Raw genomic sequence first — 23497 nt, forward strand, 5'->3', positions numbered from 1 at the left:
TCGCCTCCGGTGTTCGCCTGGTGGAAGCACCCGGGACACGCCTCGGACCCGCGCCCTGGCACGATGGGCGCGTGAGCGACACCGCGACGACCGGCCGGGACCGGGCTCCACGACGCCTCGGTGTCCACGTCACCGACTCGGGCGTGGACGTCGCGGTGCTCGCGCCGCACGCGACCGCGGTCGACCTGTGCCTCATCGACGGCCCGGCCGACGCCCTCACCGAGCGACGCGTGCCGCTGTCCGGCCCGCAGCAGGGGATCTGGTCGGCCGCCGTCCCAGGGGTGCGTCCCGGCCAGCGCTACGGCCTGCGGGCGGACGGTCCCTGGCAGCCCGCGTACGGGCTGCGGTACAACCACGCCAAGCTCCTGGTCGACCCGTACGCCCGCGGCCTGGTCGGTGACCTCGCCTACGGCCCGGCGACCTACGGCCACGTCGTGGGTGACGACCTCGTGGGCGACCCGTACGGGCCCCGGGACGGCCGCGACTCCGCAGCCCACGTCCCCCACGGCGTGGTCGTCGACACCCGCGCGCTGCCCGGCCCGGACCCCGCCGCCAACCGTCCCTGGACGCCGTGGGCGGACACGGTCGTGTACGAGGCGCACACCAAGGGCCTGACCCACCTGCACCCCGCGCTCCCACCCGAGCTGCGGGGCACCTACGCCGGCCTGGCGCACCCCGCCGTCGTCGACCACCTGCTGAGCCTGGGTGTCACGGCCGTGGAGCTGCTGCCGATCCACGCGTTCACGTCCGAGCCGCACCTGGTCGCCAAGGGCCTCACCAACTACTGGGGATACTCGACGCTCGGGTTCTTCGCACCGCACGCCGCGTACGCCACCGCCGCCGCACGCGCAGCTGGGCCGGCCGCCGTGCTCGCCGAGCTGCGCGCGACCGTGCACGCGCTGCACGACGCGGGCCTCGAGGTCCTGCTCGACGTCGTCTACAACCACACGTGCGAGGGCGGCCTGGGCGGGCAGCACCTGTCGTGGCGCGGCCTGGACAACTCCTACTACTACATGCATGACGGGTCCGTCCCGGCCACGCTCGTCGACGTGACGGGCACGGGCAACGCCCTCGACTTCCGCCGCACGGGTGTCGTGGCCATGACCCTGGACTCGCTGCGCTACTGGGCGGACGTGGTCGGCGTCGACGGGTTCCGCTTCGACCTCGCGGTCACCCTCGGCCGCGGCACCGACGGGTTCCGGCCGGACCACGCGACGCTCGTCGCCGCGGCGACGGACCCGTCGCTCACGGGGCTCAAGCTCGTCGCCGAGCCGTGGGACGTGGGACCCGGCGGGTGGCGCACGGGGCAGTTCCCCGCACCGTTCGGGGAGTGGAACGACCGGTTCCGCAACGCGGTCCGCTCGTTCTGGCTCGCGGATCCCGGTCGCGCGGCGCACGGCCTGCCCGGGGACCGCGTGCGGGACCTCGCGACGCGCCTGGCGGGGTCCGCCGACCTGTTCGGCAGCGGCACGCCGCCGCTCACGCGCGGCCCCCGCGCGTCGATCAACTACGTGACCGCGCACGACGGCTTCACCCTGGCCGACCTCGTCGCCTACGAGCACAAGCACAACGCCGCCAACGGCGAGCAGAACCGTGACGGCTCCGACGACAACCGGTCGTGGAACCACGGTGTCGAGGGACCGGTGCAGCGGGAGTCACCGGCCGCCGACATCGCTCCGCTGCGCCGCCGTTCGGTGCGCAACCTGTTCGCGACGCTCGTCCTGGCGGCGGGGACCCCGATGATCACCGCGGGCGACGAGACCGGTCGCTCGCAGGGCGGCAACAACAACGCGTACTGCCAGGACAACGAGATCTCCTGGGTGCGCTGGGACCTGTCACCGTGGCGCGAGGACCTCCTCGCGACTGCGCGGCACCTCCTCGCACTGCGACGCGAGCACCCCGCCCTGCGGTCCGAGACGTTCTACTCCGGTGCGCCACGCGTCCCCGGAGGCCCACCGGACCTCGGCTGGTACGGCGCCGACGGCGCGCCCTTCGACCACGGCCGCTGGCACGACGCGTCGATCCGCACGTTCCAGATGGTCCGCGCGGCTCCGGCACCCGGGGACGACGAGGTGCTGCTGCTCGTCAACGGCGCGCTCGACGCCGTCGCGGTACGGCTCGCCGATGGTGACGCGACGCCGTGGACGCTTGCGTGGGACTCCGTCTGGGAGCACCCGGCGGAGGTGTCGACAGCCGCGATCTCGGGAGGGCTGCACCAGTCCGTCGGGTCGGTGACGACCGTGGAGCCGCTGAGCATGCGGGTGTACGTGCGCCCCTGACGCGCGAGCGCGGCGCCCGGTAGCGTGCGCGCATGACGCACTCCCACGACGTCGTGGTGGTCGGCGCCGGGCTCGCGGGCCTGGTCACGACCGCCGAGCTGCTCGCGGCCGGTCGGCGGGTCCTGCTCCTGGACGCCGAGCCCCCCGCGAGCCTGGGCGGGCAGGCGTGGTGGTCGTTCGGTGGTCTGTTCCTCGTCGACTCGCCGGAGCAGCGCCGGCTCGGGGTGCGGGACAGCGCGGAGCTCGCCCTGGCCGACTGGCTCGGGTCGGCGGCGTTCGCGGACGACGGGTCCGACCGGTGGGGCCGCGCCTGGGCCGAGGGCTTCGTCGAGTTCGCCGCCGGCGACCTGAGGCCGTGGCTGCACCGTCAGGGTGTGCGCTGGTTCCCCCTCGTGCAGTGGGCCGAGCGTGGTGGCTACCTGGCCGACGGGCACGGCAACTCGGTGCCGCGCTTCCACGTCACCTGGGGCACCGGCCCGGGTCTTCTCGAACCCTTCGTGCGGGCGCTGCTCGCCGGTCACCGCGACGGGCGCGTCGAGGTGCGGTTCCGGCACCGGGCCACCGCCCTGACGACGACCGACGGCCGCGTGACGGGAGTCCGGGGGGACGTGCTCGCGTCCGACGGCGTCGAGCGCGGCGCGCCGTCGTCGCGCGAGGTGGTGGGGGCCTTCGAGGTCGACGCCCCGGCGGTCGTCGTCGCGACCGGTGGCATCGGTGCGAACCACGAGCTGGTGCGCGCGACGTGGCCCGCGTCCGCGGGGCGCCTGCCGGCCCGGATGCTCTCGGGCGTCCCGGACCACGTCGACGGCTCCGGGATCGAGGCCGCGCGGGCCGCCGGTGCGCACGTCGCGCACGCCGGGCGCATGTGGCACTACCCCGAGGGGATCGCGAACCACTCGCCGGTGTGGTCGTCGCACGGCATCCGGATCCTGCCGGGTCCCAGCTCGCTGTGGCTCGACGCCGACGGGCGGCGGCTGCCCGCACCGCTGTTCCCGGGCTTCGACTCGCTCGGCGCGCTGCAGCACGTCACGTCCCGCGGCGACGACCACTCGTGGTTCGTGCTCGACCGCACGATCCTCGGCAAGGAGCTCGCGCTGTCCGGCTCGGAGCAGAACCCCGACCTCACGGGCCGGGACGTCGGCCTGCTGCTGCAGCGCGTCCGACGCGGCGCGGTCGGGCCCGTCGAGACGTTCGCGGAGCGCTCGCCGGAGTTCGTGGCCGCGGCGACGCCTGCCGAGCTGGCAGCCGGCATGAACGCGCTCACGGGCACCTCGCGCATCGACCCCGACGTCCTGGCCCGCACGATCGCGGCGCGCGACGCGCAGGTGGCGACGGGGCTCGGCAAGGACCTTCAGGTCACCGCCACCGCGATGGCGCGCCGGTACGTCGTGGACCGGGTGATCCGCGTCGCCCCGCCGCACCGCCTGCTCGACCCCGCGCACGGGCCCCTGTACGCGGTCCGGCTGTCGGTGCTGACCCGCAAGACGCTCGGGGGCCTGGCGACCGACCTCGAGGGCCGCGTCCTGCGCCCCGACGGCGAGGTGCTGCCCGGCCTGTGGGCCGTCGGCGAGGCCTCCGGCTTCGGCGGCGGCGGCGTCCACGGCCACCGCGCCCTGGAGGGCACCTTCCTGGCCGGCTGCCTCCACACGGCCCGAGTCACAGCCCGATCCCTCACCACCCCCCTCTAAACCTCCCCCCTCTAACTCCCCCCTCCCCCTCCCCCGCCCTCCCCACCCACCCACCCCGTCCCGCCGAACTCGACCTTTGGCGGCTCCCCACCCGCCAGAAGCCGCCAAAGGTCGAGGTCGTCGGCGTCGGATCTCGGGATCCGGACAGGGGAACCCGGGCATCGACTCCTCCGTGGGGTCTGCTCTCGCTGGCCGACGCGGTGCACGAGATGGTGGTCCTCCGGCCGTGACGGCCCGTCACCACCGGGTGCTTCCGGACCCGTCAGTGCCCAGGTGGCGGCGGATGGTGCTCGGGACGACGTGCCTGGCCCTGATGTCCTCGGCGGTGAACCGCACGAGGACGGCGTCCGCGGCGGCGATGGCGTTCTGACGGCGCCGGTCCTCGTACAACGCGGCCGGGGTGGAGTGCGGACCCACTCCGTCGACCTCGGCGACGAGCAGCCGACCGTCGCGCTGGACCCACCCGAGGTCGCCACGGGCCACGACCCGCCCGGCACGGTCGCGCACGGGGACCTGGACGTCGTGCGGCGGGATGCCGGCGTCGACGCACTGCAGGCGGGCACGCGTCTCGAGGGGCGACTGCGCGCGCCCGTCGACGAGGTGCCACCACTCCGCGAGCCGAGCCGCCCCGCGTCTGCCGCGCGCCCACGCACGGACGCCCGAGAGGTCCCCGGCCGGGACGAGGCCGCGCTGCAGCGCCGAGTCCAGCACCGCGACGGCGTGCTCGCGGCCGAGCTCGCAGACGGCCTGGGCGAGCGCGAGCTCCGGCACGACGGCACGCGCACCGGCGACGACCACGACGTCGCCGGTGCGGAAGCACCGGGTCACGGACCCGGCAGCAGGCCCGCCGCCACGCGGGCGCCGGCCTCCTGCGGACGGCAGGGCCGCCTCGGGTCGGATCGTCGCCGGCAGCCCCTGGACACCGTGCAGCGCGAGCGCGCAGCACCCGACCGCCACCGCACGCGCGGGGTCCAGGGCGAGCAGCGCCGTCCACGCGGCACGTCGGCGCAGGTGGTCGGGGTCACGCGGTGCCGCGAGCGCGTCACCGCCCTCCGGTCCGCGCCGTGACCGCTGCGCAGGCGCGGCGAACACGTCCAACCCGTGCCTGCCGGCCACTGCCACCGCCGCGTCGTGCACGCCGCGCACGACGGGGACCAGCTCACCGGCACGCCGCAGTGCCGCACGACGGTCGCGCGTCAGGCCCGCGCGTTCGCACTGCGCGGTCGACAGCAGCCCCTCCTGACGTGAGGCGGTGTCGAGCAGCGGCTCGGGGACGGGGGCCGGTCGGCGCATCCGCCGACTCCACAGCACGGGCGGTCGCGACGGCACCGCCCCGCGAAACCGGTGGATCCACCGCGCACCCCCGGTCCCTGTGGACGGGTCACCACACCCACGACCACGGCCCCGCCCCTCCGCCCCCCTCACCACCAGCGGCGAGCTGCCCGTTTGGCGGCTTCTCGGCCGCCAGACGCCGCCGAAGGACGAGTTCGTCGACAGGGGGTGGGGTTGGGAGGGGGTGGGGTTGGGAGGGGGTGGGGGTTGGGAGGGGGTCGGGTTGGGAGGGGGGTCGGGGCGGTCAGGAGGCCGTCGTCACCAGGCCGGCCGACGCCACGGACGGCAGCGCCTGGTGCCGCGGGACGACCCGGACCGTGTAGCCGAACGGGCCTGTCGCGGTCAGCTCGACGTCACCGGCGTACCCGTGGCGATCGGCCTCGTACGTGTCGTCCAGGGCCAGCGCCGTGACCGTGAGCTCCGCGATCTCGTCGTCGGGCCCGACGGGTCCGTGGAGCACCTGCACCTCGACGTCCGCGGGCTCCAGGTCGCCGAGGGCCACCCACGCCCGCACGTGGAGCCGGTCACCGACCTGCGGCGACGTCCCCACGCCCGACGAGTCGACGTGGTCGACGCCGACCTTCGGCCACGCGTCACGCACGCGGGCCCGCCAGTCCGCGAGCGCCACCGCCCCCGCCTGGTCGTCCGCCGCGAGCGCCGCCCCGGCCGCGGCCGCCGGCACGTACAGGTGTGCGACGTAGTCGGCGACCATGCGGGTGGCCTGGACCTTCGGCACCAGCGTCGCGAGGGTGTGGCGCACCATCTCGAGCCACCGGCGGGGGACGTCCTCGCCGTCCCGGTCGTAGAACGTGGGCACGACCTGCTGCTCGAGGACGTCGTACAGCGCGGCGGCCTCGGCCTCGTCGCGGGCATCGGGGTCGTCGACCCCGTCGGCGGTGGGGATGACCCAGCCGTTGTCGTCGTCGTGCCACTCGTCCCACCAGCCGTCCAGGACGGACAGGTTCAGCCCGCCGTTGAGCGCGACCTTCATGCCCGACGTGCCGCAGGCCTCGAGCGGTCGCAGCGGGTTGTTGAGCCACACGTCGCACCCGGGGTAGAGCGTCGCGGCCATGCGCATGTCGTAGTCCGGCAGGAAGACGATGCGGTGGCGGACGTCGTGCCGGTCGGCGAACGCGACCAGCTCGGCGATCAGCCGCTTGCCCGGCTCGTCGGCGGGGTGCGCCTTGCCCGCGACGACGACCTGGACGGGCCGCAGCGGGTCGAGCAGGAGCGCTGCGAACCGCTCCGGGTCCTCGAGCATGAGGGTCAGCCGCTTGTACGTCGGCACGCGGCGCTCGAAGCCGATGGTCAGCACGTCGGCTGACAGCGCGTCGTCGACCCATCGCAGGTCGGCGGGCAGCGCGCCGCGCCGCAGCCACGACGCGCGCACGCGCTTGCGCACGTCCTCCACGAGACGGGTGCGCAGACGCCGGCGCAGCTCCCACAGCTCGGCGTCACCGACGGTGCCGCCTGCCTCCCAGCCGGCACCGGTGGCCAGGTCCTGCGCGGTCATCCGCCGCGCCGCCAGGGCCGTCACCTCGGGCGCGACCCACGTGGGCGCGTGCACGCCGTTCGTGATCGACCCGATCGGCACCTCCTGGGCGTCGAACCCCGGCCACAGGCCCGCGAACATCTCGCGCGAGACCCGCCCGTGCAGGCGTGACACGCCATTCGCGCGCCCGGCGAGGCGCAAACCCATGACCGCCATGTTGAAGAGCCGGGGGTCCCCGCCCTCGTGGTCCTCGGCCCCCAGGGCCACGACGTCGGCGACGGGGAGGGCAGCCGCCTCGACGAACGCAGCGACGTGCTGCTCGACGAGGCGCGCCTCGAACCGATCGATGCCGGCGGGTACGGGCGTGTGCGTCGTGAAGACCGTGGTCGCGCGGACGAGCTCGAGAGCGGCGCCGAAGGCGACGCCGTCGGCGACGAGCTCGCGGATCCGCTCGACACCGAGGAAGCCCGCGTGCCCCTCGTTGGTGTGGAACACCTCGGGTGCGGCACCACCCGTGAGCCGCGCGTGGGTGCGCAGCGCACGCACACCGCCGACGCCCAGCAGCAGCTCCTGCTCGAGCCTGTGGGTGCCGGCGCCGCCGTAGAGCCGGTCCGTGACGACCCGCGCGGCGTCGTCGTTGGCGGGCACGTCCGAGTCGAGGAGCAGCAGCGGGACCCGGCCGACCTGGGCCACCCAGACCTGCGCGTGCAGGTCACGACCGCCGGGCAGCGCGAGCGTGACCCGGGCGGGCGACCCGTCGGCCTCCCGCAGCAGCGACAGAGGCAGGCCGTCGGGGTCCAGCACGGGGTACGTCTCGGTCTGGCGCCCGGAGCGGTCGAGCGCCTGGCGGAAGTACCCGGCGCGGTACAGCAGGCCGACGCCGACGACCGGCACGCCCAGGTCGGAGGCCGCCTTCAGGTGGTCGCCGGCGAGCACACCGAGGCCGCCCGAGTACTGCGGGAGCGCCGCGGCGATACCGAACTCGGGAGAGAAGTACGCGACCGACGCGGGCAACGCGGTCGCGGTCTGCTGCTGGTACCAGCGGTCCTGCTCGCGGTAGGCACGCAGGTCGGCAGTGGCGGCGCGCACGCGCGCGACCTGGTCGGGGTCGGCCGCGAGCTCGTCGAGTCGCTCCCGGTCCAGCGCGCCGAGGAACGCCACCGGGTCGCCGTCGACCCGCTCCCACACGGTGGGGTCGAGCTCCGCGAAGAGGGCGCGGGTACCGGGGTGCCACGACCAGCGCAGGTTGTGCGCGAGCTCCTCGAGACCCGCGAGAGGTGCGGGCAGCACGGTGCGGACGGTGAACCGGCGAATCGCTCTCACGGGCGCAGACTACGCAGATCGGGCGCCTGCCACAGCCCCCACGACCTCACGATCCGGACATTCGTCCTGATCGCCGCCGGGAAGGGCCGCGGCCGCCCACGGCGCGCCGACCGACGCGCCGCCAGCAGATGCCACCACCCCTGCGGGCCGGATAGGTTCGGGACCGTGACGACTCCTCGCCGCTCTCGTCGCACGTCACCGGCCAGCCCCCCGGGCCGCCCACGTGCCGACGTCCCCGTGCCCGCACCGGAGCAGCCGGACGCCGCTCCCGGCAGCCCTGCGGCACCCCCCGCTCCTGCGGCACCCCCCGCTCCCGCGGCACCCCCGGCCGCCGCGACGGCACCCGCTGCCGCCGCCGCGCCCGTCGCCGACGGTGGGGCGCCCGACGCACCGGCTGCCGTGCCGGGCAGGAGTGTCGACGCGCCCGTCCTCCCTGTCGGACGCATCCCCGTCCTCGACGTCTTCCCTGTCGCCGAGGAGGGCAGGTTCCCCGCCAAGGCGGTCGTCGGGGAGGCCGTGCCGATCCGGGCGACGGTGATCCGGGAGGGGCACGACGCGCTGGGCGCCACCGCGGTCCTGCTGCGACCGGACGGCTCGGTGCACTCGTCGGCGCGCATGGTCGACATCGCTCCCGGTCTCGACCGGTACGAGGCGCGGGTCGTCCCCGACGCCGAGGGCGAGTGGTCGTTCCGCGTCGAGGGCTGGTCCGACCCGTACGGCACGTGGGCCCACGACGCGGCGATCAAGGTCGAGGCGGGGATCGACGTCGAGCTCATGCTCACCGAGGGCACGCTGGTGCTCGAGCGCGCGGCGCGGCGCACGGGTGACGACGCGATGCCGGAGCGCGACGCACGCGTCCTGCTCGACGCGGTCGCCGCGCTGCGCGACACGTCCCGCCCTCCCCTGGCCCGGCTGGCCGCGGCGCTGTCCTTGCCGGTGCGCAAGGTCCTGGACCGGTCACCGCTGCGCGAGATGGTGACGGCCTCCCGCGCCTACCCGTTGGTCGTGCACCGGCGGCTGGCGCTCACCGGCTCGTGGTACGAGCTGTTCCCGCGCTCGCACGGTGCCACGTTCGACCAGGCCACCCAGCGGTGGACGTCCGGGACCCTGCGGACGGCCGCGAACCAGCTGCCCCGCATCGCGGCGATGGGCTTCGACGTCGTCTACCTGACGCCGATCCACCCCATCGGCACGACGTACCGCAAGGGCCGCAACAACGCGCTGACGGCGCTGCCCGGGGACCCCGGCTCGCCGTACGCGATCGGTTCGCCGGACGGCGGGCACGACGCGATCGAGCCGTCGCTGGGCACGTTCGACGACTTCGACGCGTTCGTCGCCCGCGCCCGGTCCCTGGGGATGGAGGTCGCGCTGGACGTCGCGCTGCAGGCCTCCCCCGACCACCCGTGGGTCACGGAGCACCCGGAGTGGTTCACGACGCGAGCCGACGGGACCATCGCCTACGCCGAGAACCCGCCCAAGAAGTACCAGGACATCTACCCGCTGAACTTCGACAACGACCCCGAGGGCATCTACACGGAGATCCGCCGTGTCCTGCAGGTGTGGATCGACCACGGCGTCACGGCGTTCCGGGTCGACAACCCGCACACCAAGCCGCTGTCCTTCTGGCAGCGCCTGCTGGCCGACGTGCACGCGGCGCACCCGGAGGTCATCTTCCTGTCCGAGGCGTTCACGCGTCCGGCGATGATGCTGACGCTCGCCAAGATCGGGTTCCACCAGTCGTACACGTACTTCACGTGGCGCAACACGAAGGCGGAGCTCGAGGAGTACCTCGCGCGCGTCGGTGGCGACGAGGCGCCGTGGCTGCGCCCGAGCTTCTGGCCGACGACCCACGACATCCTGCCGCCCTACCTGCAGCACGGTGGCGTCGCCGGGTTCGCGGTCCGCGCGGTGCTCGCCGCGACGGGCTCGCCGACCTGGGGCGTGTACTCCGGGTACGAGCTGGTGGAGAGCGTGCCCCGTCCGGGCGTCGAGGAGCAGATCGACAACGAGAAGTACGAGTTCCGGCCGCGGGACTGGGCCAGGGCGGACGACCTCGGGATCGCGCTGCTCATCGGGCGGCTCAACGAGATCCGGCGGGCGCACCCCGCCCTGCAGCAGCTGCAGAACGTCCGGGTCCACCCGACCACGGACGACGCGCTCGTCTGCTTCTCGCGCCACCTGGATGCGGCGCACTCCCCGACCGGCCGCGCGGACACGGTCGTGGTCGTCGTCAACATCGACCCCCACGGCGCGCGTGAGGGCACCGTCCACCTCGACCTCTCGGCGTTCGGGCTGCCGGTGGACCGCGAGGTCGTCGCGCACGACGTGCTGTCGGGTGAGTCCTACGCGTGGTCCGACGAGGTCTACGTGCGCCTCGACCCGATGGTCCACGTCGCACACGTCGTCCACCTCGAGCACGTGTCCGGGGCACGATGAGGCGGCCCTTCCCGCCTGCGGGGGACACCCCCTCCGCGGCGGACGACGTCCGCGTGCCGCGCACGCCCGCGCTGGGCACGCCGGCTGCCGGGTCGCCTCCGGGGACCCCGCCGCCGGGCTCCTCGCCCTCGCCCGACGCGGTACCGGTGGTCCCTGGTGCCGTGCCCGCGCGGGTCGGTGCGTCGACCGCGTCGAGCACGGTGTCGCACCGCGAACCGCCGCCGACGACCGCCTCGATCTCCCTGCACGGCCTGCCCGGACGTCGCCAGCCCGACGTGCCGAACCCACCGGTCTCGGGCGGCCGCGACGCCAACCCCGAGTGGTACCGCACGGCCGTCTTCTACGAGGTCATGCTCCGGACGTTCGCGGACGCCACCGGCAACGGCAGCGGCGACCTCCAGGGCCTCATCCAGCGGCTCGACTACCTGCAGTGGCTGGGGGTCGACTGCCTGTGGCTGCCCCCGTTCTACCCCTCACCGCTGCGCGACGGCGGCTACGACGTGTCGGACTACACGGCCGTCGCTCCGCAGTACGGCACGCTCGACGACTTCCGGACGCTGGTCACCGAGTGCCACCGGCGCGGCATGCGCATCGTCGTGGACCTGGTGATGAACCACACGAGCGACCAGCACCCGTGGTTCCAGGCGTCGCGGTCCGACCCCGAGGGCCCGTACGGCGACTTCTACGTGTGGAGCGACGACAACACGCGCTACCAGGACGCGCGGATCATCTTCGTCGACACCGAGACCTCGAACTGGACGTTCGACCCCGTGCGGCGCCAGTACTTCTGGCACCGGTTCTTCAGCCACCAGCCGGACCTGAACTTCGAGAACCCGCGCGTCGTCGACGCGATGCTCGACGTCGCACGGTTCTGGCTGCACCTCGGCGTGGACGGCTTCCGGCTGGACGCCGTGCCGTACCTGTTCGAGGCCGAGGGCACGAACTGCGAGAACCTGCCGGAGACCCACGAGTTCCTGCGCAAGGTGCGTCGGGTGATCGACGAGGAGTTCCCGGGTCGCATCATGCTGGCCGAGGCCAACCAGTGGCCCGAGGACGTCGTGCACTACTTCGGCACGGACGACGAGCCCGAGTGCCACATGTGCTTCCACTTCCCGGTGATGCCCCGCATCTACTACGCGCTGCGGGACCAGCGGGCCACCCAGATCGTCGACATCCTCGCCGACACGCCCGCCATCCCCGCGAGCGGGCAGTGGAGCACCTTCCTGCGCAACCACGACGAGCTGACGCTCGAGATGGTGTCGACGGAGGAACGCGCGTCGATGTACGGCTGGTACGCGCCCGACTCCCGGATGCGGGCCAACGTCGGCATCCGGCGGCGCCTGGCCCCGCTGCTCGACAACTCGCGCAAGGAGATCGAGCTCGCGCACGCGCTCCTGCTGTCGCTGCCGGGCAGCCCCTGCCTGTACTACGGCGACGAGATCGGCATGGGCGACAACATCTGGCTCTCCGACCGCGACGCGGTGCGCACGCCGATGCAGTGGACACCCGACCGCAACGCGGGGTTCTCGACCGCCGACCCCGGCAAGCTGTACCTGCCGCTCGTGCAGTCGCTGGTCTACCACTACGGCAACGTCAACGTGGAGTCCCAGCTGGCTCAGCCCACGTCCCTGCTGCACTGGGTGCACGGCATGCTCGCGGTGCGTCGCCAGCACCCGGCCCTCGGCCTGGGCGAGTTCGAGGTCGTGCCGTGCGACAACGAGTCGGTCCTGACGTTCCTGCGCCGCACGGCGGACGAGACGATCCTGGTGGTCGCGAACCTCGCGGCGACGGCGCGTGCGGCGACGATCACGCTGCCCGGACGTGCGGGATGGGCGACGCACGACGTGTTCGGTGGCGCGCACTTCCCGGACGTCCGCAGCGACGGCACCCTGACGTTCACCCTCGGTTCGCGCGAGTTCTACTGGTTGGAGCTGACGGCACAGTGACCCTCGAGGCGGTGGCACCGGACGACCTCGACCACGAGGTCGTGGCGCTGCTGGGCACGTGGCTGCCGCAGCGCCGCTGGTACCCGGCCAAGGGGACGGACGCCGAGCTCACGCCCGTGGGGACGCTGCACCTGGCTGACGACGTGCGCGTGCTGCTGGTCCGCGCGCGGGCCGGTGAGGTGGACGTCGTGCTGCAGGTGCCCGTGGCGCTGGTGGTCGGCGCACCCCCGGAGGGCACGGCCCCCGGGAGCGTCGTCGGCACCGCCGGGGAGCGCACGGTGCTGGACGCCGCCGGCGACGCGCGGTTCCTGGCGGCGTGGCTCGCGGCGGCGGACGGGCCGGGCGCCCCGGTCGACGTGACGGCCGCGCGCGTGGTGACGGGCGAGCAGTCCAACACGTCCGTCGTCCTGCCGGGCCCGGACGGTGTCCCGACGGGCATCCTCAAGGTGCTGCGGACGCTCGCCGGCGGCGAGAACCCCGACATCGACGTCCCCCGCCGCCTGGTCGAGGTGGGCTGGGACGGTGTCCCCGCACCCCTGGCGTGGACGCAGGCCCGCTGGACGTCGCCGCAGGGCGACGCCGAGGTCGGCTACCTGGGGGTCCTCAGCGCCTTCGTCCCCGGTGCGCAGGACGGATTCGAGCTGGCGTGCGGGTGGGCCACCGCGGGACGCGCCTTCGGCGAGCCTGCCAGGGAGCTGGGCGTCACGGTCGCCGGCATGCACGACGCCCTGGTGCGGTCGTTCGGCGCCGGGCCGTCGGCGGACGGCGCCGCTGCGCTGGCCCGCTCCCTGCGCGAGCGACTGGCGTGGGCGACCACTGCGGTGCCGTCCCTCGCCGCGGTCGCCGACGGCGTGCGCGTGCTCGCCGACGACGTCGCCGCGCTCGCGACGACCCCGCCGCGGCAGCGGGTCCACGGCGACCTCCACCTCGGCCAGGTGCTGCGCTCGGGGGACCGCTGGTTCGTCATCGACTTCGAGGGTGAGCCGTTGGCGCCGCTGGCGGCGCGGGTGCTGCCGGACCTCGCGCTCCGGGACGTCGCAGGGCTGCTGCGCTCGTTCGACTACGCGGCCGCCGTCGGCGGGCTCACGGGCGACGCGGCAGCGGCGTGGACGGCGGACGCGCGCGCGGGCCTGCTCGCCGGGTACGGCGTCGTGGACGACCCGACGAGCGCACTGCTGCTGCGGGCCCTGGAGCTGGACAAGACGCTGTACGAGGCGGTGTACGAGGCGCGGAACCGCCCGGCCTGGGCCGCGATCCCGCAGGCGGGGCTGGAGCGGCTCCTGGGGCCGGTGCGCACGTCAGGCGACGCCTGAGCCTGCCGGCAGCTCGGTCAGCGTGTCGACCACCATCCGGAGCCCGGCCTGGCGCGGCGCGAGCTCCGCCTGGAGCACGAGGGCGGCGCCCCCGACGGCGGCCGCCTCGGACGCGTGCGACGAGATGGTCACCCGGACGTCGTGGGTCGCGCGTGCGAAGAAACCCCCGGACAGCCGCTCCTGGACGACGGGGAGGTAGAGCGAGCCGGCGTGGGCGAACGACGCGCCGGTGAGCACGACGAGGTCGAGGTCGAGGACGTTGGCCAGGACCTGGGCGGCGGCTGCCAGGTACCGCGCGGAGTCGGCGAGCAGGCGCACCGGCTCCTGCTCACCGCGCGCGGCGGCCCGGGCGAGCGCCGCGAAGTCCTCGGACACGCTGCGGCCGGGCAGCGCGATGCCCGCCTCGGCTGCGCGCGTGACGACGGCGCTGGGTCCGGCGAACGCCTCGATGCACCCGCGGCTGCCGCACCAGCAGACCGGCCCGTCGACGTCGACGCAGACGTGCCCGATCTCCCCCGCGTTGGACGACCTGCCACGGTAGACGGTCCCGTCCACGATGATCCCGGCGCCGATGCCGGTGCCCATGTAGAGCGCCGCGCAGACGGCTCCGGTGGGTACTCCCCCGGACCAGTACTCGCCGAGCGCGGCGGCGGTCGCGTCGTTGTCGAGCAGCACGGGGAGCCCGACGGCGTCCTCGAGCGCCTCGGCGAGGGGGAACTCGGCCCAGTGCTGCATGACGGGCGGCGCGAGCGTCATGCCGGTGGCCGTCGACAACGGGCCGGGTGAGACGACGCCGACCCCGAGGAGCCGTACGGGCTCGACACCGACTCGCGCCACGGTCGCGGCGATCTCGCCGGCGATGCGTGCGACGACGTCCCGCGGGTCGTCGGAACCGGTCCCGGGGCGCCGCCAGCGGGCGACGACCTGCCCGCCGAGGTTGGCGATGACGTAGGTGATGCCGGCATGGTCGAGGTGCACCCCGACCGCGTACCGCGCGGCGGCGTCGAGCTGCAGGAGCATCCGCGGCTTGCCACCGGTCGACTCGGCACGGCCCGCCTCGACGACGAGGCCCTCGTCGATGAGCCGCCGCACGACCGTGGAGATCGTGGCCGCGGTCAGCCCGGTGGCGCGCGTGAGCTCGACGCGGCTGATGGTGCCGGCGGCGCGGATGACGTCGAGGATCGCGCTGCGGCTGCTCGTGTGCGCCGCGCGGGCGCCGCGTGCACCTGCGTTCACTCGTGCTCCCCTCGTCGCTCCGGCCACCGACGGCGACGTCGCGAGCCTAACGACGGACCCACCGGCGCCCGTCTCCGGCACACCGAGGTCCCGGCCCACGACGAGAGGACCGACGATGCTCCTTCACCAGCGACGTGCGCGCCCGACGTCGGGTGCGACCAGGTGACGGGTCAGCCCACCCGCGTCGCGCGCAGCAGCACGAGCCGCTCGGGCGACAGCTGAGGTGCGCGGACGCCGACCTGCGCGAGCACCCGGCCGGTGGCGCGCACACCGTCCGGCCCCCACCACGGCGCGGCGCGCCCGTGGGTGACGACGTCGCCCGGTGCCTGCGGGCGCACGTGGTACGTCGCGTCGGGGTCCAGCCCGGGCAACGGGACCGCGCCGGCGGGCAGCTGCGCCGACGACGCCACGGCGGCGATCGCGAACAGCGCGTCGCCACGGTCCTGCGCGACGACCCCGTTGACCTCGTAGGCCGGGTCCGCCACGTCCGCGTGCACGCTCACGCCCGTGTGCAGCAGGCCGCGCACGTCCTTGTACAGCCCGACCCACGCGGCGAGCTCGGCACGCTCGACGTCGTCCGCCTCCCGCAGGTCCCACTCGATGCCGAGGTGACCGAACAGCGCCGTGCCGGCCCGGAACCCGAGGGTCGCGCTGCGCCCGGTGCTGTGGGCGGTCCCCGAGCCGATGTGCGCGCCGATGAGCTCGAGCGGGATCAGCAGGTTGGTCCACGGCTGGATGGACCGCCGCTCGAGAGCGTCGATGCAGTCCGACGCCCAGACGCGGTCGGTCCGCTGCAGGATCTCCAGGTCGACCCGCGCCCCTCCCGAGGAGCACGACTCGATCTCGACGCGGGGGTGCCGGGCTCGCAGCTCGTCGAGCAGGCGGTAGACGGCGAGCGTCTGGCCGTGCACGCCGGGGACGCCGTCGGGCCCGTGGCCGGCGTCGACGAGGTCGCGGTTGTGGTCCCACTTGAGGTACGCGATGTCGTGCTCGGTGAGCAGCGCGTCGAGCCGGCCGAGGATGTGGGCGTACGCCTCCGGGCGCGCGAGGTCGAGCACCTGCTGCTGACGCGCCGGTCGCGGGAGCCGGTCGGGCAGGCGCAGCATCCAGTCGGGGTGGGCCCGCGCGAGGTCGGAGTCGGGGTTGACCATCTCGGGCTCGACCCACAGCCCGAACTGCATGCCGAGCCCGGTGACGTGCTCGATCAGCGGGTGCAGCCCGTCGGGCCACACCTCCTCGGAGACGAACCAGTCCCCCAGCCCGCTCGAGTCGTCGCGGCGCGACCCGAACCAGCCGTCGTCGAGCACGAAGCGCTCGGCGCCGACCTCGGCGGCGGTGTCGGCGAGCTCGACGAGCCGCCCCAGGTCGTGCTGGAAGTAGACGGCTTCCCAGGTGTTCAGCGTCACGGGGCGCGGCGTGCGCGGGTGCTGCGGTCGTGCACGCATCCAGGCGTGGAACCGGTCCGCGAGCGCGTCCAGGCCGTGGGCGCCGTAGGAGCCGTAGACCCAGGGGCTCGTGTACGACTCCCCCGTGCCCAGCCGCACCTCTCCCGGCTCGAGCAGCTCGCCACCACCGAGCAGGCCGGGGTGGTAGTGGTGGCGCTCGGCGATGCTCCGGTGGTTGCCGGACCAGGCGACGTGCCAGCCCCACGCCTCGCCCCGGCGGTGCGCGAGGTCCTCGGTCCCCGCGACGAGGACGTACGGCGTGTCGTGGCCGGTGCGACCCCGGCGGTTCTCCCGCAGGCGGGTCCCGTGCGTGAACGCGGTCCGCAGGGGACTGCGCTCGCGTGCCCAGTGGCCGCCGAGGTCGAGGATCGTCGCGGCCCGCGCAGGCACGGGCAGGGTCAGGAGCAGGCCGGCGAGCTCGTAGACGTCGTCACCGGTGTTCGTGAGGGTCGCGCGCTGGCGCACGAGGCCCTGCGGCGTCAGCTCGAGGACGAGCTCGAGCGCGAGCCCGGCGGCGGCGTCGGTGGCCGGCACGACGAGGACCGCGCCGCCGTCCGCCGACCGCGTCAGCGTCGGCGCGCCGCGGACGAGTGCCGCCGACCAGGCACGCCCGCCGCGGGAGCCGGTCAGGCCGGGTGTACCGAGCCAGCCGTCCGCCTGCGCGGGCAGCACCGACGGCACGACCTCGCCGTCGACGGGGAACCCCATGTGCGCGGGCCGCCCGGCCAGCCGCAGGTCCGCGAGCGCGGCGTCGTCGAGCGGGCCGAGGTCGGCGCCCCAGTGCAGCACGCGGGGCAGACCCGTCAGGTCGAGGACGAGGCTGACACCGCTCGCGCGCAGGTGCAGGAGGTCGCTCGTCACGGGCGTCGTCGTCTCGTCGTCGGGGCGCTGGGGCACCGGTCACCTCCATGTGATGGCGCGCACAGCCTAAGCGTTGACTTACTTCATTCAGACACTTAACAATGTCCCTGCTCCCCACCGGGGACCTCGCGCGACGACGCGCGGCGTGGGAGCCGCAGACCCAGGAGCGCCACGCACATGAACCACGACGTCCTCGATGACCGCTGGACGCTCACGGCCGCCCCCGAGACGCTCCCGGCCCACCTGCCGGCCACCCTCCTGGCGCACCTCCGCACCGGCGTGCCGGCGCACGTCCCGGGCACGACCCACACGGACCTGCTCGCGGCCGGGCTGATCCCCGACCCCTACCTGGACCGCAACGAGGAGCTCCTCGCGTGGATGAAGCGGGTCGACTGGGCCTACGAGCGCCTCCTCGACAGCCCACCCGCTGCGCCCGACGAGCGCGTCGACCTCGTCCTGCAGGGCGTCGACACGGTCGCCACCGTCCGACTCGACGGCACGGTCCTCGCCCGCACCGCCAACCAGCACCGGACCCACCGCATCGACCTGCGCGACCACCTGCAACCGCGTCCGCAGACGCTGCGTGTCGAGCTCGCGTCCGCCCTCACGCACGCCGAGACGGAGGCCGCCCGCCTCGGGCCACGCCCGCTGACGTACCCGCAGCCGTTCAACATGGTCCGCAAGATGGCGTGCTCCTTCGGGTGGGACTGGGGCCCGGACCTGCAGACCGCCGGCCTGTGGCGGCCCGTCGTCGTCGAGCGGTGGCGGGTGGCCCGTCTGGCATCGGTGCGCACGCTCGTGTCGGTCCTGCCCGACGGGACCGGCGTGGTGCAGGTCGTCGTCGACGTCGAGCGGTCGGGCCTCCCCGGCGGCGACGTCCCGCTCGTCGCGACGGCCCGCGTCGCGGGCGTCGACACCGTCGCCGAGCTGCACGCCGGCTCGACGTCGGCCACGGCGCGGCTGGAGGTGGCGCACGCACCACTGTGGTGGCCCGTCGGCCACGGCAGCCAGCCGCTGCACGAGCTGGAGGTGGAGCTGCGTGCCGCCGACCCCGCGGCGCCCGCCGGACCGCGCGGGACCGGGCCGGTGCTCGGCTCCTGGGCGCGCCGCATCGGCTTCCGGACGGTCGAGCTCGACACGGCACGCGACGACCACGGCGCGGCGTTCACCCTGCGGGTCAACGGGCGCTCGGTGTTCGTGCGCGGCGCCAACTGGATCCCCGACGACCACCTGCTGACGCGCGTCACCCGCGAGCGCGTCGCCGCCCGGCTCGACCAGGCGCTGGGTGCGCACCTCAACCTCCTGAGGGTGTGGGGCGGCGGCATCTACGAGTCCGAGGACTTCTACGAGCTGTGCGACGAGCGCGGCATCCTCGTCTGGCAGGACTTCCTGCTCGCGTGCGCCGCGTACCCCGAGGAGGAGCCGCTGCGCTCGGAGATCGAGGCGGAGGCGCGTGAGCACGTCGCGCGCCTCACGCCGCACCCGTCGCTCGTGCTGTGGAACGGCGGCAACGAGAACCTCTGGGGGTTCCTCGACTGGGGCTGGCAGGACGAGCTCGAGGGCCGCACGTGGGGCCACGCGTACGCGACGCAGATCCTCCCGGCCGTCGTCGCCGAGCTCGACCCGACCCGCCCCTACGTCGCCAACAGCCCCGCCTCGCCCGGTCACGACATCCACGCCGTGCACCCCAACGACCTCGACCACGGCTCGCACCACCAGTGGGAGGTGTGGAACCGCGTCGACTACACGGCGTACCGCGACGAGGTCCCGCGCTTCTGCTCCGAGTTCGGCTTCCAGGGGCCGCCGACGTGGGCCACCCTGCAGCGCGCGGTCCGCGCCGAGGAGGGGTCGGTCGCCGGCAAGGAGCACCCGACCTTCCTCGCGCACCAGAAGGCCGCGGACGGCAACGCCAAGCTGGACCGGGGCATGGCACCACACCTCGGCGTCCCCGCCGACTTCGCCGACTGGCACTGGGCCGGCCAGCTGAACCAGGCGCGGGCCGTACGGTTCGCGATCGAGCACTACCGGTCGTGGTGGCCGACGACGGCCGGCGCGATCGTCTGGCAGCTCAACGACTGCTGGCCCGTGACGTCGTGGGCCGCCGTCGACGGTGACGGTCGTCCCAAGCCGCTGTGGTGGGCGATGCGCGCCGCCTTCGCGGACCGTCTCGTGACGGTGCAGCCCCGCGACGGCCGTGAGGCGCTCGTCGTGGTCAACGACACCCCGACGCTGTGGAAGGCCACGGCCGTCCTCGAGCGGCAGACCCTCGACGGCCACGTCCTGGCCCGCGTCGAGCTGCCCCTCACCGTCGGCGCGTGGTCGGCCGGCACGTTCGCGATCGCCGCCGCGGTGCGCACCCCCGACGACCCGACCCGGGAGGTCCTGCTGGTCACGCTCGACCGCACCCGCGCGGTGCACACGTGGGTCGAGGACGTCGAGCTCGCGCTCGACCCGTCACCGGTCCGCGCCCGTGCCCACCCGGTACCGGACGGCTACGAGGTCCAGGTGACCGCCCGCAGCCTCGTGCGGGACCTCACGCTCCTGGTCGACAGGCTCGATCCCGACGCGAGCGTGGACGACGCGCTCGTGACGCTTCCGGCGGGCGCCACCACGACGTTCCGGGTCCGCACGTCCGCGGTCCTCGACCCGGCGGACCTCGTCGCCGCCCCCGTGATGCGCAGCGCGAACGACGTCGTCGTGCCGACCCGGCCCGCAGGGGCGTGAGCCGTCCGCGCGCGGACGTCCGCCGCGGGTCCACCCGAGGACCGGGCCGGTACGCTGACCGCCGTGGGCGCGGACGCGATCGGACTGGTGCTGGCTCGTCCGGCGCGGATGCTCGGGATCGAACCGTTCTTCATGGAGCTCATCGGCGGTATCGAGGAGACGCTGTCGTCCGACGACCGCTCGCTGCTGCTCCACGTCGTCCCCGACCACGACGCCGAGATCGCCGCCTACCGCCGCTGGGGACAGGGTCGTCTCGTCGACGCCGTCGTGCTCGTGAACCTCGTGGTGGACGACCCGCGTCCCGTCGTCCTTGCCGAGCTGGGCCTCCCCACGGTCGTCGTCGGGGGCCCGGAGCGGGCGCTCGCGGACGTCGCGCACGTGTGGATCGACAACGCGCAGGCGATGCGCGACGCCGTCGGCTACCTCGTCGATCTGGGCCACTCGACGGTCGGCCGGGTCTCCGGGCCGGCGGCGCTCGCCCACACGCGCTCGCGCACCGAGGCCTTCCTCACGGAGTGCGCGAGCCGGGGCGTGCACGGCGTCGTCGTCGAGGGGGACTACGGCGAGGAGTCCGGCACGCGTGCCGCGCGCACGCTGCTGGGACGGAACGACCCGCCGTCGGCCCTCGTCTTCGACAACGACGTCATGGCGGTCGCCGGGCTGGGGGTCGCCAACGAGCTCGGACTCACCGTCCCGCGGGACGTGTCACTCCTGGCGTGGGACGACTCGCCGCTGTGCCGCCTCGCGCATCCCGCGCTCTCGGCCATGAGCCTCGACGTGCACGCCATGGGCGTCCAGGTCGCGGACGCCGTGCTCAACCTGCTCGCCTCCGGCCGCCCGACGACGTCCACCGCTCCCCTGCCCCGGCTCGTGGCCCGCGGCAGCACCGCACGCCGTCCGCGGTGACGACCCGGGCGTGTACGGCCGTGATCACCTGCGGCAACGCCCGAGGGGTGATTGGGTAGGCACATGACAGCGGCCGCACCGTCCCCCGTGCCCGTCGACCTCGACACGCTGCGCACCGTCGCCGCGGGCGCCTACTACGACCCCCACGCCGTCCTCGGCGCGCACGTCGGCGACGGGACGGTGACGGTCCGGACCCTGCGCCCCCTCGCGGACAGCGTCGTCGTCGTGACGCCCGACGCGCGCGTCGCGGCGTGGCACGAGGTCGACGGCGTCTGGTGCGCGCTCCTGCCCGGATCCACGGTCCCGGACTACCGCATCGAGGTCACCTACGGCACCACGACGACGATCGTCGACGACCCGTACCGCTTCCTACCGACCGTGCAGGAGCTCGACCGGCACCTCGTCCGCGAGGGCAGGCACGAGCAGCTGTGGCACGTCCTCGGCGCCAACGTGCGCTCGTACACCGGCCTGCTGGGCGAGGTCCGCGGCACGTCGTTCGCGGTGTGGGCCCCCAATGCACGCGCCGTTCGCGTCGTCGGCGACTTCAACCACTGGCAGGGTGCGACGCACGCGATGCGCTCGCTCGGCGAGAGCGGCATCTGGGAGCTGTTCGCGCCGGGCGTCGAGGCCGGCGCCCGGTACAAGTTCGAGATCCTCGGCACGGACGGCTCGTGGCGGCAGAAGGCCGACCCGCTCGCCAAGGGCACCGAGGTGCCCCCCGCGACGGCCTCGGTCGTCGTGGAGTCCCGGTACGAGTGGGCGGACGACGCGTGGATCGCGGCACGCTCCCAGCGGGACCCCCACACCGGTCCGATGAGCGTCTACGAGGTCCACCTCGGTTCGTGGCGGCGCGGCCTGTCCTACCGGGACCTCGCGCACCAGCTCACGGAGCACGTCCTCGAGCTCGGCTTCACGCACGTCGAGATGATGCCGGTCGCCGAGCACCCGTTCGGTGGCTCGTGGGGCTACCAGGTGACGTCGTACTACGCGCCGACGTCGCGGTTCGGCCACCCTGACGACTTCCGCTACCTCGTCGACTGCCTGCACCGCGCCGGGATCGGCGTCATCGTCGACTGGGTGCCCGCGCACTTCCCGAAGGACGAGTGGGCGCTCGCGCACTTCGACGGGACGGCCCTGTACGAGCACCCGGACCCGCTCCTCGGTGAGCACCCGGACTGGGGGACGTACGTCTTCAACTTCGGCAGGCCCGAGGTCCGCAACTTCCTGGTCGCGAACGCGACGTACTGGCTCGAGGAGTTCCACGTCGACGGCCTGCGCGTCGACGCGGTGGCCTCCATGCTCTACCTCGACTACTCGCGTCAGCCGGGTCAGTGGCGACCCAACCAGTACGGCGGACGGGAGAACCTCGACGCGATCTCGTTCCTCCAGGAGGCCAACGCGACGGCCTACCGCCGCACGCCGGGCATCGTGATGATCGCCGAGGAGTCCACCGCCTGGCCGGGCGTCACCGCCCCCACCTCCGCGGGAGGTCTCGGGTTCGGCCTGAAGTGGAACATGGGCTGGATGAACGACACCCTGCGCTACCTGCGCGAGGAGCCGATCAACCGGCGCTACCACCACCACGAGGTCACCTTCTCGATGGTCTACGCGTACTCGGAGCACTTCGTCCTGCCGATCAGCCACGACGAGGTCGTCCACGGCAAGGGGTCGTTGTACGAGCGCATGCCCGGCGACCACTGGCAGAAGCTCGCCGGCGTCCGCGGGCTCTTCACCTACCAGTGGACGCACCCCGGCAAGCAGCTGCTGTTCATGGGTCAGGAGTTCGCCCAGCAGCGTGAGTGGGCAGAGGCCCGCTCCCTGGACTGGTACACCCTCGACGATCCCGCCCACCGGGGTGTGATGCAGGCGCTGCGCGACCTGAACGCCGTGTACCTGCAGAACCCGGCCCTGTGGCAGCTCGACCACACGCCGGACGGCTTCCAGTGGCTGGCGTCGGACGAGGCGGGGCTCAACCTCCTGGCGTACGCGAGGTACGCCCCCGACGCGCCGACGGCGGTGGTCGTCGTGAACTTCGCGGGTGTTCCGCACGAGGGCTGGCGGCTCCCCCTGCCCCAGGGCGGGACGTGGCGCGAGGTCTACAACTCCGACTCGGAGGCGTACGGCGGCTCCGGCGTCGGGAACCTCGGCGCGGTCGTCGCCGAGCCCGTCGAGCACTACGGCCGCGAGTGGTCGGCCTCGATCCGGGTTCCCCCGTTGGGGGCCGTCATCTTCGTCCACGACGCCGCAGGCGGTGGGCACGAGGACACGGCGCGCACCATCTGAGCGATCCGCACGCAAGAGGCCGGAGGGACAGCCCTCCGGCCTCTTGCGTGCCCGGGCATGCCCTCGGCAACGGTGCGTGCGGGGAGGCACCACCACGGCACACCGGCCCGAGGCCGACGACGACGTGACGTACCTGAAGACGACGAAAGGCCCACCCCGTGAGGGGTGGGCCTTTCGTGAATGATTGTCCGGCGGCGTCCTACTCTCCCACACCCTGGCGGGTGCAGTACCAT

At 74.1% G+C, this 23497-nt stretch carries 12 protein-coding genes; 8 read left to right on the forward strand and 4 right to left on the reverse strand.

All coding sequences use genetic code 11. The features are described from left to right. Nucleotides 1-71: 71 nt before the first annotated feature. Together glgX and IR158_RS19225 are read left to right on the forward strand one after the other, a co-directional pair. Nucleotides 72-2279, forward strand: coding sequence for a glycogen debranching protein GlgX (glgX, locus tag IR158_RS19220; protein ID WP_291816102.1), 2208 nt, complete (start codon nucleotides 72-74; stop codon nucleotides 2277-2279). Nucleotides 2280-2311: 32 nt separating this feature from the next. Next, nucleotides 2312-3967, forward strand: a complete 1656-nt coding sequence (locus tag IR158_RS19225) for an FAD-binding dehydrogenase (RefSeq protein ID WP_291816104.1) — start codon at nucleotides 2312-2314, stop codon at nucleotides 3965-3967. A 237-nt stretch (nucleotides 3968-4204) separates the two neighbouring features. Here the strand turns inward: IR158_RS19225 and IR158_RS19230 are convergent, their stop codons facing one another. Then, nucleotides 4205-5260, reverse strand: a complete 1056-nt coding sequence (locus IR158_RS19230; protein WP_291816107.1) for a hypothetical protein — start codon at nucleotides 5258-5260, stop codon at nucleotides 4205-4207. Between the two features lie 283 nt (nucleotides 5261-5543). Further along, a complete protein-coding gene (gene glgP, locus IR158_RS19235) occupies nucleotides 5544-8114 on the reverse strand; it encodes an alpha-glucan family phosphorylase (RefSeq protein ID WP_291816109.1) in 2571 nt (856 codons plus the stop codon). Nucleotides 8115-8513: 399 nt separating this feature from the next. On the opposite strand from glgP, the gene IR158_RS19240 reads away from it, so the two are divergent. The 3 genes from IR158_RS19240 (at nucleotide 8514) to IR158_RS19250 (ending at nucleotide 13809) form a co-directional block, all read left to right on the forward strand. Next, on the forward strand, nucleotides 8514-10550 hold the full coding sequence (locus IR158_RS19240) for an alpha-1,4-glucan--maltose-1-phosphate maltosyltransferase (RefSeq protein WP_291816128.1): 2037 nt from the start codon (nucleotides 8514-8516) through the stop codon (nucleotides 10548-10550). Nucleotides 10551-10801: 251 nt separating this feature from the next. Next, complete coding sequence (treS, locus tag IR158_RS19245; RefSeq protein WP_366928478.1) at nucleotides 10802-12496, forward strand: maltose alpha-D-glucosyltransferase; 1695 nt, start codon at nucleotides 10802-10804, stop codon at nucleotides 12494-12496. Nucleotides 12497-12507: 11 nt separating this feature from the next. Then, the gene (locus tag IR158_RS19250; protein ID WP_291816115.1) at nucleotides 12508-13809 is read left to right on the forward strand and encodes a phosphotransferase; all 1302 of its coding nucleotides are present in this window, start codon (nucleotides 12508-12510) and stop codon (nucleotides 13807-13809) included. On the opposite strand, the gene IR158_RS19255 is transcribed toward IR158_RS19250, so the two are convergent. After that, a complete protein-coding gene (locus IR158_RS19255) occupies nucleotides 13795-15045 on the reverse strand; it encodes an ROK family transcriptional regulator (protein WP_291816117.1) in 1251 nt (416 codons plus the stop codon). The genes IR158_RS19250 and IR158_RS19255 overlap by 15 nt on opposite strands. Before the next feature lie 170 nt (nucleotides 15046-15215). Continuing rightward, nucleotides 15216-17387 (reverse strand): alpha-galactosidase, encoded by a 2172-nt coding sequence (locus tag IR158_RS19260; RefSeq protein ID WP_291816119.1) that lies wholly within the window; start codon nucleotides 17385-17387, stop codon nucleotides 15216-15218. Between the two features lie 141 nt (nucleotides 17388-17528). On the opposite strand from IR158_RS19260, the gene IR158_RS19265 reads away from it, so the two are divergent. From IR158_RS19265 to glgB, 3 genes are all read left to right on the forward strand, one after another. Beyond that, nucleotides 17529-20075, forward strand: a complete 2547-nt coding sequence (locus tag IR158_RS19265; RefSeq protein ID WP_291816121.1) for a glycoside hydrolase family 2 TIM barrel-domain containing protein — start codon at nucleotides 17529-17531, stop codon at nucleotides 20073-20075. A gap of 63 nt (nucleotides 20076-20138) precedes the next feature. Continuing rightward, complete coding sequence (locus IR158_RS19270) at nucleotides 20139-20981, forward strand: substrate-binding domain-containing protein (RefSeq protein ID WP_291816123.1); 843 nt, start codon at nucleotides 20139-20141, stop codon at nucleotides 20979-20981. Between the two features lie 63 nt (nucleotides 20982-21044). Continuing rightward, complete coding sequence (glgB, locus tag IR158_RS19275; protein WP_291816125.1) at nucleotides 21045-23264, forward strand: 1,4-alpha-glucan branching protein GlgB; 2220 nt, start codon at nucleotides 21045-21047, stop codon at nucleotides 23262-23264. Nucleotides 23265-23497: the final 233 nt, after the last annotated feature.

This window comes from Cellulomonas sp. (assembly GCF_015234515.1).
In the GTDB taxonomy this organism is placed as follows: Bacteria; Actinomycetota; Actinomycetes; order Actinomycetales; family Cellulomonadaceae; genus Cellulomonas.

Bases quoted from the DNA above. Each gene is read 5' to 3' on its own strand.
- IR158_RS19225 (WP_291816104.1), top strand. From the start codon at position 2,312: ATGACGCACTCCCACGACGTCGTGGTGGTCGGCGCCGGGCTCGCGGGC.
- IR158_RS19265 (WP_291816121.1), top strand. From the start codon at position 17,529: ATGAACCACGACGTCCTCGATGACCGCTGGACGCTCACGGCCGCCCCC.
- IR158_RS19230 (WP_291816107.1), bottom strand. From the start codon at position 5,260: ATGCGCCGACCGGCCCCCGTCCCCGAGCCGCTGCTCGACACCGCCTCA.
- glgB (WP_291816125.1), top strand. From the start codon at position 21,045: ATGACAGCGGCCGCACCGTCCCCCGTGCCCGTCGACCTCGACACGCTG.